At 38.2% G+C, this 13,945-nt stretch carries 16 protein-coding genes; 5 read left to right on the top strand and 11 right to left on the bottom strand.

Features of this window, described 5'->3' with window-relative positions; all coding sequences use genetic code 11:
* Positions 1–125 precede the first annotated feature (125 nt).
* Entirely contained in the window at positions 126–860 is a 735-nt protein-coding gene (locus tag IGK86_RS12975) for a class A sortase (RefSeq protein ID WP_002354994.1), read from the top strand.
* A gap of 47 nt (positions 861–907) precedes the next feature.
* Here the strand turns inward: IGK86_RS12975 and IGK86_RS12980 are convergent, their stop codons facing one another.
* From IGK86_RS12980 to rpsO, 8 genes are all read right to left on the bottom strand, one after another.
* Positions 908–1,138, bottom strand: coding sequence for a hypothetical protein (locus IGK86_RS12980; RefSeq protein WP_438742553.1), 231 nt, complete (start codon positions 1,136–1,138; stop codon positions 908–910).
* 88 nt (positions 1,139–1,226) lie between these two features.
* On the bottom strand, positions 1,227–1,697 hold the full coding sequence (locus tag IGK86_RS12985) for a low molecular weight protein-tyrosine-phosphatase (RefSeq protein WP_002378799.1): 471 nt from the start codon (positions 1,695–1,697) through the stop codon (positions 1,227–1,229).
* Positions 1,698–1,737: 40 nt separating this feature from the next.
* Positions 1,738–2,307, bottom strand: coding sequence for a TetR/AcrR family transcriptional regulator (locus IGK86_RS12990; protein ID WP_002354991.1), 570 nt, complete (start codon positions 2,305–2,307; stop codon positions 1,738–1,740).
* 177 nt (positions 2,308–2,484) lie between these two features.
* A complete protein-coding gene (locus IGK86_RS12995; RefSeq protein WP_016617014.1) occupies positions 2,485–3,906 on the bottom strand; it encodes a CHAP domain-containing protein in 1,422 nt (473 codons plus the stop codon).
* Between the two features lie 331 nt (positions 3,907–4,237).
* Positions 4,238–4,747 (bottom strand): rod shape-determining protein MreD, encoded by a 510-nt coding sequence (gene mreD, locus IGK86_RS13000; protein ID WP_002359075.1) that lies wholly within the window; start codon positions 4,745–4,747, stop codon positions 4,238–4,240.
* A complete protein-coding gene (gene mreC, locus IGK86_RS13005) occupies positions 4,744–5,604 on the bottom strand; it encodes a rod shape-determining protein MreC (RefSeq protein WP_002383273.1) in 861 nt (286 codons plus the stop codon). The genes mreD and mreC overlap by 4 nt, the downstream gene beginning before the upstream one ends.
* Before the next feature lie 181 nt (positions 5,605–5,785).
* Positions 5,786–7,900: a polyribonucleotide nucleotidyltransferase gene (gene pnp / locus IGK86_RS13010; RefSeq protein WP_002354984.1), complete on the bottom strand. Its 2,115-nt coding sequence runs from the start codon at positions 7,898–7,900 to the stop codon at positions 5,786–5,788.
* Between the two features lie 186 nt (positions 7,901–8,086).
* Positions 8,087–8,356, bottom strand: a complete 270-nt coding sequence (gene rpsO / locus IGK86_RS13015) for a 30S ribosomal protein S15 (protein ID WP_002354983.1) — start codon at positions 8,354–8,356, stop codon at positions 8,087–8,089.
* A 279-nt stretch (positions 8,357–8,635) separates the two neighbouring features.
* Between rpsO and def the strand changes: the two genes are divergently transcribed.
* A complete protein-coding gene (gene def / locus IGK86_RS13020; RefSeq protein ID WP_002354981.1) occupies positions 8,636–9,199 on the top strand; it encodes a peptide deformylase in 564 nt (187 codons plus the stop codon).
* A gap of 170 nt (positions 9,200–9,369) precedes the next feature.
* On the opposite strand, the gene IGK86_RS13025 is transcribed toward def, so the two are convergent.
* From IGK86_RS13025 to IGK86_RS13035, 3 genes are all read right to left on the bottom strand, one after another.
* Entirely contained in the window at positions 9,370–10,146 is a 777-nt protein-coding gene (locus tag IGK86_RS13025; protein WP_002361040.1) for an HAD family hydrolase, read from the bottom strand.
* Positions 10,147–10,155: 9 nt separating this feature from the next.
* Positions 10,156–10,809 carry a DNA alkylation repair protein gene (locus IGK86_RS13030; protein WP_025193925.1) on the bottom strand — a complete coding sequence of 218 codons (654 nt, stop codon included), beginning with the start codon at positions 10,807–10,809 and terminating at the stop codon, positions 10,156–10,158.
* A gap of 71 nt (positions 10,810–10,880) precedes the next feature.
* Entirely contained in the window at positions 10,881–11,684 is an 804-nt protein-coding gene (locus IGK86_RS13035) for a formate/nitrite transporter family protein (RefSeq protein ID WP_002375588.1), read from the bottom strand.
* Between the two features lie 323 nt (positions 11,685–12,007).
* On the opposite strand from IGK86_RS13035, the gene rpsD reads away from it, so the two are divergent.
* The 3 genes from rpsD (at position 12,008) to lepB (ending at position 13,925) form a co-directional block, all read left to right on the top strand.
* Positions 12,008–12,619 carry a 30S ribosomal protein S4 gene (gene rpsD / locus IGK86_RS13040; protein ID WP_002365342.1) on the top strand — a complete coding sequence of 204 codons (612 nt, stop codon included), beginning with the start codon at positions 12,008–12,010 and terminating at the stop codon, positions 12,617–12,619.
* Positions 12,620–12,778: 159 nt separating this feature from the next.
* Positions 12,779–13,327 (top strand): biotin transporter BioY, encoded by a 549-nt coding sequence (locus tag IGK86_RS13045; RefSeq protein ID WP_002354975.1) that lies wholly within the window; start codon positions 12,779–12,781, stop codon positions 13,325–13,327.
* A 61-nt stretch (positions 13,328–13,388) separates the two neighbouring features.
* The gene (gene lepB, locus IGK86_RS13050) at positions 13,389–13,925 is read left to right on the top strand and encodes a signal peptidase I (RefSeq protein ID WP_010707024.1); all 537 of its coding nucleotides are present in this window, start codon (positions 13,389–13,391) and stop codon (positions 13,923–13,925) included.
* The last annotated feature ends 20 nt before the right edge of the window (positions 13,926–13,945 follow it).

A 13,945-nucleotide genomic window follows, 5' to 3' on the forward strand; every position in this document is an offset into this window, starting at 1 on the left:
AAATCAATCGATTCAGTTGTTTTTTATTAAATCAAGGTCCGGTCTGCTTACCTATTCCCCAAAGAAAATAAATAGGTTTTTCAAATAAATTGTGGTAAACTTGATACATTAAAAGGAGGGAGAATATGCGCCCAAAAGAGAAAAAAAGAGGAAAAAATTGGTTAATCAACAGCTTATTAGTTTTACTATTTATCATTGGCTTGGCCTTAATTTTTAACAATCAGATACGTAGTTGGGTGGTTCAACAAAATAGCCGCTCGTACGCCGTTAGCAAGTTGAAACCAGCTGATGTGAAGAAAAATATGGCTCGTGAAACAACGTTTGACTTTGATTCAGTTGAGTCCTTGAGCACAGAAGCGGTGATGAAAGCCCAATTTGAAAACAAAAACTTACCTGTGATTGGTGCCATTGCGATACCAAGTGTCGAAATTAATTTGCCTATTTTTAAAGGATTGTCAAATGTCGCTTTATTAACTGGTGCCGGGACCATGAAAGAAGATCAAGTCATGGGGAAAAACAATTATGCCTTGGCTAGTCATCGAACGGAAGATGGCGTTTCCTTATTTTCACCTTTAGAAAGAACCAAAAAAGACGAACTCATTTATATCACTGATTTATCTACTGTTTATACATACAAAATAACTTCTGTAGAAAAAATCGAACCAACCCGTGTTGAGTTAATTGATGACGTTCCTGGTCAAAATATGATTACCTTAATTACCTGTGGCGATTTACAAGCAACGACGCGAATTGCTGTTCAAGGAACATTAGCAGCAACGACGCCTATTAAAGACGCCAACGACGATATGTTGAAGGCTTTCCAATTGGAGCAAAAAACCTTAGCCGATTGGGTGGCTTAATAAAAAAATCCTTGAAAAGTTTTGACACTTTTCAAGGATTTTTTGCTTTATTTCATCGCTTGACGTTCTTGCTGTTTCAGACGAGCAAAACCATAACGGATACCTACAAACAATAAAACTAACGGAGATAAGAAGACAGAGATCATTAACCATTCACTTGTATACATACTACTAAAAGATAAATGATACGTGACAGCATACACTAGCGGCAGACTCATTATCAACAATAAATAATACAAACTCAATTCAAAAACATAGGATAAATAACTACTGTTCATCTTACTTCCCTCCTGTCTCTTTTTCCCTGAACAATTTGTTAACACTATTGTACCAAGGGGAAACAGAAAGTACTATCGGACTATAGTCCTAATCTTTCAGCTGTGCTTTTATTTTTTTCAACCATTCTGAGGTACCTGCTTCCACTAAGCGGTAAGTTTCCTCAAAATCACCAGTATAATAAGGATCAGGTACGTCCATGGTTTCTTTACCAGCCACAACTTCCATAAATAAATGAATCCGCCGTTGCTCTTCTTGAGGAGCTAATGCTTTTAAATCTGCCACATTATTCGCATCCATCCCAATGATATAGTCATATTTTTTAAAATCACTTGGCTGGATTTGTGTTGCCCGCATTCCTTGATAGGAAATTCCTTGTTGCTCCAAAATTTTTCTGGTTCCCTTATGTGGCTGACTGCCAACTTCCCAGTGACTAGTAGCTGCTGAAAATACTTGAATAGTCGATTCTAAACCAGCTTGTTGGACTTTCTGACGAAAAATCGCTTCTGCCATTGGCGAGCGACAAATATTGCCTAAACAAACAAATAACACAGTTACCACAACGTTTCACTCCTTCATAAAACTTTTTATCCTTCACACATTACTCATTGGCTTCTTGTTCATACAAATGATAAGCCATAAATTCTGTATCTTTCGCTAAACGGAATAATTGCGTCGCCATTTCCAAAGGAGTCTGAGGATATTCCTCAAGAATCCATTTCGTTAAGACGCCGCTACATCCATAAGAAAAGAAATTCGCATAAAATTGTTTGTCTTTATCTGTTAAATGGTTCTCAACATCGACTTGTTCAAATAATGAAATAAATAAGCGATTGGTCGAAGCGGAAAAAACATTAAGAAGAACTTCTGAATCTGAGGTCACTGTTGTATAGTAAAAATGACTCTTCTCTTTAATCGCTTTTAATAACTTCAGGGCTTGTTCCTCCCAGTTTTCCAAACAAATATCTGTTTCCAAGTAAATCAATGCATCGTGACGATAAATCCAACGTAATAAATCATATTTATCTGTAAAGTGATAATAAAATGTTTGGCGATTCAAGCCCACTTTTTTAGTAATATCTTGGACACTTATTTTACGAAAATCCTTTTGTTCACATAATTCTATTAAAGCTGAAGCGATTGCTTGTTTTGTATCGTGCGTTCCGCTCATGCTGATTCCTCCGCTCCTAATATGTATATACCTCTATAATTGCAAAAAAATGGCCAGATTACAATATTTTCAGATACATTTTATGCATATATTTAAAATTAAATGAATAAAAAAAGCGGCAACTAACGATTTTTGTTAGTTACCACTCCTTGTTATCAATTATTAATAGGTGACTATTTAGCCTGGAAAACGCCATACAACAGCGCGGAATCCTGCTGGTGGTGCTGGTGACCAGTTAGAGTTAGAAGAAACATAACCAGAACCTCCTGGGTTGTTCGCTTCAACGATTTGGACACTTCCACCACTTACACCTGTAACTAAGACAGTATGCACGCCACCAATCCAGCTATCTGGACTATAGGCACTTTCATATTGAACAACATCGCCTGGTTGTACGTTACTCCAGCTAACTTGTGTTGCGCCAGAAGCAACATAGCCACTGTTTGGACCACCATAACCGAAGTTAATACCGCCTGCCGCTAACCAGCGACGAACGGATACTAAACATTCGCCTGGCTGATTCCAACCTGTTGCATAAGAATTACCAACATCTGCTAAAGCTGCATTAATTGCGGCTTGTTTTCCTGAAGTCACGCCACCATTCCCTGGTTTTGCTTCATTGCCTTTTTCAGGAGTCGTTGGGTTAGTTACAGGAACTTCTTTTTCTTTTTCAGGTGCTGCTGCCACAGGTGTTGTTACAACACTTTCTGTTTCAGTACTTGAAGTTGTTGTTTCTTGCGTTGTGGTACTTTCAGTAGTTGCTGATGATTCTACTACTGGTGTTGCGGCTTTTTCTTCAGCGGCTGATGCTGCTGCCTCATTGGCTGCTTTTGTTGCTTTCGCTTGCTCAGCTGCCGCTTTTTGTGCTGCGGCTTGTGCTTGCGCTGCCGCTTGTTCTTCTGCTTTTTTAGCAGCTGCACGTTGGCGTGCTTGCTCTTCTGCTAAACGTTTTTCCGCTTCTTTTTTCTGTTTAATGAAGCTGTCTTTTTTCCCTTGTTCTTCAGAACGTTGTGCTTCTAAATCATTTTTAGCCACTTCTTGTTGAATCTTCAATGTTTTTAATGATTCTGTTTTGTCATTTAATTCTTTTGTTGCTGCTTCTAATTCAGCAATTTGTTTTTCAACATTCTTTGTTTTCTTTTCAACAGTCGCTTTGTCTTCTTTTTGTTGTTCTAGTAATTCATTGTTGGCGCTCATCATTGTTGAGACCGCTTGAACACGACCAATTGCATCTGCTACTGAATCTGCATCTAAGACCGCATCAATAATTGAATCACTTTGACCATTCACTTGGACATCGCGCGCTTGTTTTGTCATTTGTACTTCACGTTTTTGAATACGGACATTCAAATCAGAAATTTCACTATATAATTTAGATACTTCTGATGATAGCTTGTTCTTTTTAGCTGTTAATGTATCGATTTGTTTGGCCGTTTCAACCATATCATTTTCAATAGCGGCAACTTTTGCTTCTGCATCTGACATTTGGCTAGTTAACGCATTAATTTTTTGATCTTGTTGTTGAATCTTTGTATCGTATTCATCTGCAAATGCTGCGGATGGTAACGCTACGCTTGTTAAGGTAATGGAACATACCATTAGAGCCGATAATACACTTTTCTTCAATCTGTTGTCCTCCGAAAATCCTTTTTTGTTAAGCTTTTTTATTATTTATTAAAATTTGAATAAATTTCTCTTTTTCAACGATAGAGCAATTGTAGCATAGCTGTATGTCACTGAGATAATATGGATGTTACAGTAATATTTCAATTTTCTTCTTGTAAATGACAAAAAAAAGCTTCACTTTTTTCACAACTTTCTTCATGGCTCCAGGGTAAGCTTCTCATTGTTTTGTTATTTAAAGAAAATAAAAAAAGCGAAAAATGCTAACAAATGAGCATTTTTCGCAAACGAACAAAATTTCCAATTTTTATTTTACGGAAAACAGTTTTTTCAGTGGATAAGATAAAATAACATACCACACCATGTTCAATAGCAATGTAGGGCCCAACACACGCGTAATAAATAAAATTGGGCTGACATCCGCTAAATGAAAGGCCACTTGAATCAGTACCGCAATCAGTTCATACAACGTGGTAAAAATAACGATCCCAAAAAAACCAGTTAGTAAATTTGTTTGAATTACTTCTTTAAATGTATACATCAACATAACCGAAATCGTCAGTGCAACTGTATAAATCCCGATAATGCCAATGTAGTAGCTATCGCAAATAAAGCCTAAAATTAACGAAGTAATTAATAGATAACGTTTAGAAAAATTAGGAACGGCAAACATAAACGCAAGTAATAACAGATGAGAACTGGCAAAGTAAACATTACTTGTCCACGTTTCAAAAGACTTTGTTAAATGAGCATCAATTAACATTAAGAAAAACAAGAGAATAGGTGTGACGTATTTTAAATACTCTTTCCGAATCATTCGCTTTCCCCTGCCGATCTTTTCACGACCGTCACAACAGAGATACCATAGACATCCGCATAAGGTTTCACATACACTTCACGATCTAAACCAAAACTATCTGGTTTCACTTTAATAACTGTCCCTACCGCTAAATCGGCTGGGGAATTACCACCTAAGCCAGAAGTCTGAACGACATCGCCTTCTTTCAGAGTGGCATCGCCAGTTAATTGTGACACAATTAATGCATTTGTCTTATTGTCGTAATTTTTAAGTAAACCAAACGATTCGCCATTTGCGGAAGTTACTCGCACAGGGAAATGGTTTGAGTTAACATTTTTAGACGTTAGTAGTTCCACTTTTGCAGTCGTTGCATTGACTTCAATAACACGCCCCACTAACCCTTTTTGCGCCATGACCGCCATGCCCGCTTCAATGCCGTCATTGGTTCCTTTATCGATAATTAATAAGTCTTGCCAAGTATCCGGCGAACGCGTAATGACATTCGCAGTTACTTTTTCATAGTTGGCCAACGTTTCGTTCAGATTCAATTCTTGTTTTAAACTATCAATTTCACGTTTATAGTTATTGTTTTGGACAGCTAATTCATTATAGCTATCAATTTTTTCTTTTAGACGTTCGTTTTCTTTAAACGTGTTAATTAAATTGCCCATTGAAGACAAGCCATTTTCCACCACACGAGCTGGAAAAGAAATCACACGATCCACCATACTAACGCTATTGTTGACACCACCTTGAACGACATTGGTTTTGCCTTTTTCAGAACGTTGCGCAGCAGTTAAACTAATAATGGTTACTAAAATAATGACTAAAATTAAGGTAATGATTATATTTTTATTTGGATTAAATTTTTTCACAAAGACACCCCAGATATTCTTCAGACTGATAGTATTAATTTTACCACTAATTGACTATAAACAAAAGAGTTGGCGATCGTCTTTAGCTTTTTTTATCATTTCTTTTTTAGGGCTTGTTTTCAACGAAAAAACCAACGAAAAGAAAGGAAGCTTCCTTGGTTTTCGTTGGTTTAAAAAGAAATTATTTTTCTTTGTTTTCTTCGTTTAATAATGCTTTTCTTGACACGTTGACACGGCCTTGTTTGTCAATTTCAGTTACTTTGACAAGGACTTCGTCGCCTAATTTCACGACATCTTCAACGTTGTTCACACGTTCGTTTGCTAATTGAGAAATATGGATCAAGCCATCTTTGCCTTTAATTAGGTTAACAAACGCACCAAATTTTTCAATGCGGACAACTTTTGCTAAGTAAACTTGACCGACTTCAACTTCTTTGGTTAATTCTTCAATAATCTTGATGGCTTTTTTAATCATTTCAGCATCTGATGAAGCAATACTTACGTTACCGTCTTGATCGATATCAATCTTAACACCAGTTTCATCAATGATGCTGTTGATTGTTTCGCCACCTTTACCAATGACATCTTTAATTTTCGCTGGTTTAATTTGAATCATTTCAATTTTCGGTGCATATTGACTTAATTCTTCACGAGGGGCAGCAATCGTTGTTGTTAATTCTTCTAGAATTTCCATCCGTGCTTTCTTCGCTTGGTCTAATGCTTCCGTTAAAATTTGTTCTGTAATTCCTTGGATTTTGATGTCCATTTGTAAAGCAGTGATTCCGTCTTTCGTTCCCGCTACTTTAAAGTCCATATCGCCAAGGTGGTCTTCTAAACCTTGAATATCTGTTAAGATTGTATAGTTTTCACCATCACTAACAAGACCCATTGCAATACCTGCAACTGGCGCTTTAATTGGCACACCCGCATCCATTAATGCTAATGTTCCCGCGCAAATACTTGCTTGTGAAGAAGAACCATTTGATTCTAACACTTCTGCTACTAAGCGGATTGTGTAAGGGAAGTCTTCTTCTGATGGAATAATTTGTGCTAAGGCACGTTCACCTAACGCACCGTGACCGATTTCACGACGACCTGGTGAGCCCGCGCGTCCTGTTGAACCAACAGAGAATTGTGGGAAGTTATAATGATGGATGAAACGTTTGCTATCTTGGACACCCAACCCATCGATAATTTGATGTTCCCCTAAAGGCGCTAATGTACAAACGGATAAAGCTTGTGTTTGACCCCGAGTAAATAAGCCAGAACCATGCACACGTGGTAAAATACTTACTTCTGATGATAAATGACGAATTTCGTCTAATTTACGGCCATCCGGGCGAATCTTATCGATCGTGATTAACTCACGTACAACATCTTTTTCAAGATCTTCCGCAATTTGTTTCACTTCTTTTAGTAATTGTGCTTCTTCTTCGTGTTCCGCAAATTTTTCAGCGTAAACTTCTTTGACTGTATCTTTTACTTTGTCAATTTCAACTTCACGTGCTAATTTTTCTTCCGTCATTACGGCTGTTTTCATTGTATTGTAGTACGCATCAAAAATTTCTTTTTTAAGATCAGCGTCCACTTGTAATAAGTCCACGTCCATTTTTGGTTTACCTACAGCGGCAACGATTTCTTCTTGGAACGCCACTAGTTCTTTGATGGCATCAAAACCGAAAAGTAAGGCACCTAACATATCTTCTTCTGATACTTCTTTGGCACCACTTTCAACCATGTTGATGGCTTCTTTTGTTCCAGCAACAGTTAATTCAATATCTGTTTGTTCTGCTTGTTCTACCGTTGGGTTTAAGACATATTCGCCATTAATACGACCAACGTCAACGCCAGCAATTGGTCCGTCAAACGGAATATCTGAAATTGCTAACGCTAAGGAAGACCCAAACATTGCAGCCATTTCTGGTGTACAGTCTTGCTCCACACTCATAACGATGTTCGTAATTTGGACTTCGTTACGGAAGCCTTCTGAGAACATTGGACGAATAGGACGGTCGATTAAACGAGCGGTTAATGTCGCACGTTCACTTGGACGACCTTCACGTTTAATGAAGCCGCCAGGAATTTTTCCTACCGCATACATTTTTTCTTCATAGTTTACAGTTAATGGGAAAAAGTCTACATCTTTTGCTTCTTTAGAGGCAACAGCAGCACTTAAAACGACCGTATCGCCGTAACGTACTAAGACAGCTCCATTGGCTTGTTTGGCTAATTGGCCGATTTCTACTTCTAGTGGGCGGCCGCCCCAAGTTGTTTTAAAGACTTGTTTTTCTGTCATAATTCTTCTCCTTTACTCTTGCTCTTTGGAAAAGTCAGACGGCTACTAAACAAATGAAAAAGTAACAAGTCGTTGCTGCTCTTTCATTTGGTTAGTAGTTCCTAAAAACTTTCCAAAGAGGACCTTCAATAGTGACAATAAGATAAAAAGCGAGATTCTGATTGAACCTCGCTTTATACGTAATGATTAACGACGTAATCCTAAACGTTGGATCAATTCGCGGTAACGTTGGATGTCAGTTTTACGTAAGTAAGCTAACAAGTTACGACGGTGACCGATTTTTTTCATTAAACCACGGTAAGAATGGTGATCTTTTTTGTGTGTACGCGCATGTTCGTTCAATTGGTTAATGTCTTCAGTTAAGACAGCAATTTGTACTTCTGGAGAACCAGTATCTCCTTCATGACGTGCGTATTCTTTAATGATTTCGTTTTTTCTTTCTTGTGAAATTGCCATTTGTTCCACCTCTTTCTCTATTATTCGTCTGATCACTGAGTGAAGCGTTGGTGACTCGCTAAACCAAGTGATAGATGGTGTGTTTCCACACAAGCTTACTTTACAGGAAACACCGCTAAAATGCAAGCTTAATCTCTATTATTCGATAGTTTTTTTAAACAATCTAGCCCCTTTTTTGGTGATTTTGTGATACACTAAATGGTGGTAAACAACTGATTATTTCAGCGCATGAATAAATAAAAGAAGAATTTTTTTATGTTTCAAAGGAGGAACCATTGAATGATTACAATGAAAGATATTATTCGTGAAGGGAATCCCACACTTCGTGCTGTGGCAGAAGAAGTGCCTGTCCCTATCACTGAGGAAGACCGACAATTAGGCGAAGACATGTTGACTTTCTTAAAAAATAGTCAAGATCCAGTCAAAGCCGAAGAATTACAATTACGTGGTGGCGTTGGTTTAGCTGCACCACAATTAGATATTTCTAAACGAATTATTGCTGTCCATGTTCCTAGTAACGACCCAGAAAACGAAACGCCTTCATTAAGTACGGTAATGTACAACCCTAAAATTTTGAGCCATTCTGTGCAAGATGTATGTTTAGGTGAAGGGGAAGGCTGTTTATCTGTCGATCGAGATGTGCCTGGGTATGTCGTTCGCCATAACAAAATTACCGTCAGTTATTTTGACATGGCTGGCGAAAAACACAAAGTTCGTTTAAAAAACTACGAAGCGATTGTGGTTCAACATGAAATTGATCATATTAATGGCATCATGTTCTACGATCATATTAACAAAGAAAATCCATTTGCTTTAAAAGAGGGCGTTTTAGTCATCGAATAAAGGAGCGTGGGACAAAAATCACTTTGGATTTTTGCTCCACGCTCAAAAACTAATAAACGGCGGGAACAGAAGCAACTCCTTCGGAAATAAGCCGAAATTCTCCAAAAATTAAAGAACAATTTTCGGAAATTCCTTCTTATTTCTCGGAGTTAAACACTTCTGTCCCGACCTCAAATGGCCTTCATTTCTTTTAAGGCTTTCCAAATGCCATCATTATCATTTGTATCTGTGACCATCGTAGCCACTTTTTGAATGGAAGGACTCGCATTGCCCATTGCAACGCCAATTCCTGCATGGCTTAGCATTTCTCGATCATTTTCGCCGTCCCCAAAGGCAATGATATTTTTTGCATCAATGCCCACACGTTTAGCTAAATACGTTAACGTAGCTGATTTTGAGCCATCTTTAGGCACAACATCTACGCTATGTTGATGCCAGCGAATAAAGCGAAATTCTGGGTATTCTTCTTCAAACGTACACTGATCTTCTGCGTCATAAAAAGCTAGCGCTTGGTAAATATCATTTTGACGATAAAAGTGTTCATCATAAGCAGGTGAATGAAAATGAAAAGAGTTCATCGCAATTTCCATTTTTTCAGCACGGTGCTGGTTGCTCTTCTTAATATCATCTAAGCCCACACAAGCAAATCCTAAGCCGCGTTGATCACTGTCTTGTGCCAAACGTTCCAACGCTTCAGCATGCAATAAATTTTGATAATATTGCTCATGATCCACAAAAGCCGCGGCGCCATTACATAATACGTAATTGGTAAAATCTAAATCCCAAATCACCTCTTGCGCCATATAACGACTTCTGCCAGTTGCCAGCGTAACTAAGTGTCCTTGCTCCCGCAATTTTGCTAGCGCTTCTCTCGTGCTATCCAATGCTTTCTTCTCCGAATTTAACAACGTCCCATCAATATCAAATGCAAAAAGTTTTCTTTCCATCATTTCTCCTTATTCGCTCGCTTTCGCTAAATATTTACTGCCTTCTCGTTGTGCTAAAGGACTCAACACTAATTCATTCATCAATTCCTCGACCCATTGCGGATTCGTTTTACTATATTGGCGTAAGGACCAGCCAATCGCTTTTTGAATGAAGAACTCCTCTGTAGTTCTATCATAAATAATCGCCTTTTTCAACAGGTCCTGATTGGTCTTTTCTTTCAACATCAACTGTAAATTCAGCGCAACACGCCGATTCCAGAAATTTTCAGCGCCATAAAAAAGGGCAAAAATCGTTGGCAATTCAGTCAGATGCAACGCCACCCACGACCCAAAAAATTTTCGCCAAGCATCCACACTATCCCACCACGCTTTTTGTGGAACATAGGCTTTAAACGCTACGACCTCTTCTAATGAAAATCTCCGAACATTTTGAAGGGCTAAATCAATAGCGACATACTGATATTCTCGTTCTGTTTTTTGATAGTAAGCCTCAATCTCTTGGCATAATTTTTCCTTTGGCCACGTATGACTTTCTTTTAAAAGTTGTTTACTTAACACTTGACGTTCTGGGGCGGGGATGCCTGCAAAAACAAATTGGTGTTTCATATAAGCAGACATTTTTGCTGCTGTTTCTGGGTTCTTCTGAAATTGAAGTGTGTCCATTCCTTCGCTCCTCATAATAAAAAAACTATACTAAAACAGTGTACCATGTTTTAGTATAGTTGGTTGGTCAATTAATCAAAATACGTTAAGTTTTTGTTGTCTTTATCTAACCAAGCATAGCCGAGACCCATAATTAAGCCACCACCGATAAAGTTACCGATAAAGGCCCAGAAAAGATTATGAATAACATTACCAGCTGTGAAAGCTTCAATTGCGCCGTTTGAAGCAAAGTAAGCTAAACTGAAGGCTGGGAAGTTGGCAATCACGTGTTCAAAACCAAGGAAAGCAAAGATAAAGATAATGAAAATAATGGCCGCGACTTTGCCGGCGTCATCTTTCATTCGCATACTCACTAATACGGCTGTATTAACCACAATATTGGCGAACATAGCTTCAACTAAAATTTGCAGGGTGGTTTTTTCTAATTTTCCAGCAATCGACGTAAAGAAGAAACTATCTTTTGGTAAATCTTGGAACGGCACCGTAAGTGATACCAAGAAACCAAATAAGACACCACCAATTAAATTGAATAAGATACAGGTAAATAAAATTTTTGCAGCTAAGGAAAAGTTGACTTTTTTACGATAGACGCCAACAGTCATGTACAACATATTCGAGGTACCAAGTTCGGCATTCATATATAAAATCATCACAAGTGACCAACTGAACATGAAGGCGTAAAGCATTTTCCCTAAACCATGAGAAATTCCTTCTCCTTTAATTGCGATTGCAAAAGCAACGGCTGTTCCCAACGTTAAAAATAGACAAGCAAGCATTGCACGAACAGCGTAGCGGGAAAAGCTGTTTGAGAATAAATTCACTTTCTTGTCGATGGATTTATCAATTTGTTCAAACAATGGTGAACCAGACTTCATTGTAAACTCCCTTTCATTCCGTTTTCAACTTATATTTTCAAAACATCTCCCCTTATTCTAATGAGGAAAAGTGTTTTTGTCTACCTTTTTTTCATATTTCACTTTAAAACCTTGACGTTTCCTATCCTATTAAGTATACTAGATTTTGTGTAAAATAATTGCAGCAGAAGAATAATAACTCGTCAACAGTTCATTGCCAAACTTGGTTCAACTGCGTAACCGCGGCTGCAAAGGCGAAGGTTGAAGAATGAACTGAACGAATATGAATTTTTCATCTAATTATTTTACTCCAAAAAAACATTTATTTATTGGAGGAATTTTTAATGTCTCGTTATACTGGACCATCATGGAAAGTATCTCGTCGTCTAGGTATCTCTTTATCAGGTACTGGTAAAGAACTAGCTCGTCGCCCTTACAAACCAGGACAACACGGACCTAACAGCCGTGGTAAAGTTTCTGAATACGGAATGCAATTAACTGAAAAACAAAAATTACGTCATATGTATGGCATGAACGAACGTCAATTCCGTACGTTGTTCATTAAAGCAAGCAAAATCAAAGAAGGTAAACACGGTGTTAACTTCATGGTTTTACTAGAACAACGCTTAGATAACGTTGTTTACCGTTTAGGTCTTGCAACTACTCGTCGTCAAGCACGTCAATTAGTTAACCATGGCCACATCACTGTAGACGGCAAACGTGTTGATATTCCATCATACCACGTTGAAGTTGGTCAAGTGATCGGTGTTCGTGAAAAATCTCAAAACATCTCAACAATTAAAGAAGCGGTTGAAGCAACTGTTGGACGTCCAGCATTCGTAAGCTTTGACACTGAAAAATTAGAAGGTAGCTTCACTCGTTTACCAGAACGTGATGAACTTTACCCAGAAATCGACGAAGCACTTGTCGTTGAATACTACAACCAAAAACTTTAAGATTTCAAAAGGTCGAACTTCGGTTCTTACCTTCTTTCAAAACCTTGCCTTTCTTGGCAAGGTTTTTTTCTTTGCCCTCTTTACAAAATTGTTTACTTCCGCTAAACTATTGTTAACCAAACAAAAATAATTGGTTAACAATAGAAAGTGAGGCTTCTTATGAATAAAGCATCGTTACGCTCTTTAATTTTAGCAGCAGAATTCGCTGTGATTATTGCTGTACTTTCACAATTTACAATTCCATTGGGGATTGTCCCCTTGACTGGACAAACGTTCGCCATCGGCTTAACCGCTACCGTTTTGGGCAAACGAACAGGGACCTACGCTATTTTAATTTACTTCTTATTAGGATTAATTGGTTTACCCGTTTACGCTGGGATGTCTAGCGGGTTCGGTGTACTCTTTGGACCAACTGGCGGCTATTTAATCGGCTTTATCTTTAACGGCTTATTAACTGGTTATATTTTAGAAAAAACAACCTTTAACTATACTTGGGCCATTATCGCAAATATTGCCGGCGCCTTAGTTACCTTAGTTTTCGGTATGATTTGGTTGAAATATTCCGCAAATCTACCGTGGCCAAATGCTTTCGCGGGCGGGTTTGCTCCGTTTATTATTCCTGGTATCATCAAGGCTGTCGCAGCTGCTTATGTTGGTATTTTAATTCGCCAACGCTTTATGAAACGTTTTTTAGCACACCTTTCTTAAGGGGAAAACTTTTTTCTTTTCCTTGTCTGTAGTACACTAAAAGGACAAAGGAGTGAAGTCCATGTCCTCATTATTAAAACGATTGGTTCAGTTGGTTTTGCTAGTCGGCGCTGTCTTGCTGATTCGACACTATGTGTTCTCCCCTGCTGCGGTGAATGGCTCTTCAATGGAACCAACACTTCATAACAACGACCGTTTATGGGTGACCTCGATTAAAAAGCCACAACGCTTTGATATTATCGCTTTTCCTAGCCCGCGCAACGGCCAACGAGTAGCCAAACGTTTAATTGGTTTACCTGGCGAAACAGTCGAGTATCGCGATGATACCCTCTATATTAATGGTGTATCACTCAGTGAAGATTACTTAGCAAGTGCTAAACGAAATGTCTCTAAAAATGAAAATTATACCCAAGATTTTACCTTAGAGACCTTAGAAGCCACCCAATCCCTGACCGTTCCAGAAGGTATGTATTTTGTCTTAGGCGATAATCGCCCGCGCTCAGATGACAGTCGTTACTTTGGCTTTGTTAAACAAGCGAGCGTGGAAGGTGTTTTGACTTTTCGTTATTATCCATTAGATAAAATTGGCTTTCCATAAAATAGTAAACCGCCCCCAAA

Origin of the sequence: Enterococcus sp. DIV1206 (genome assembly GCF_051712485.1) — a bacterium.
Lineage (GTDB): Bacteria > Bacillota > Bacilli > Lactobacillales > Enterococcaceae > Enterococcus > Enterococcus faecalis.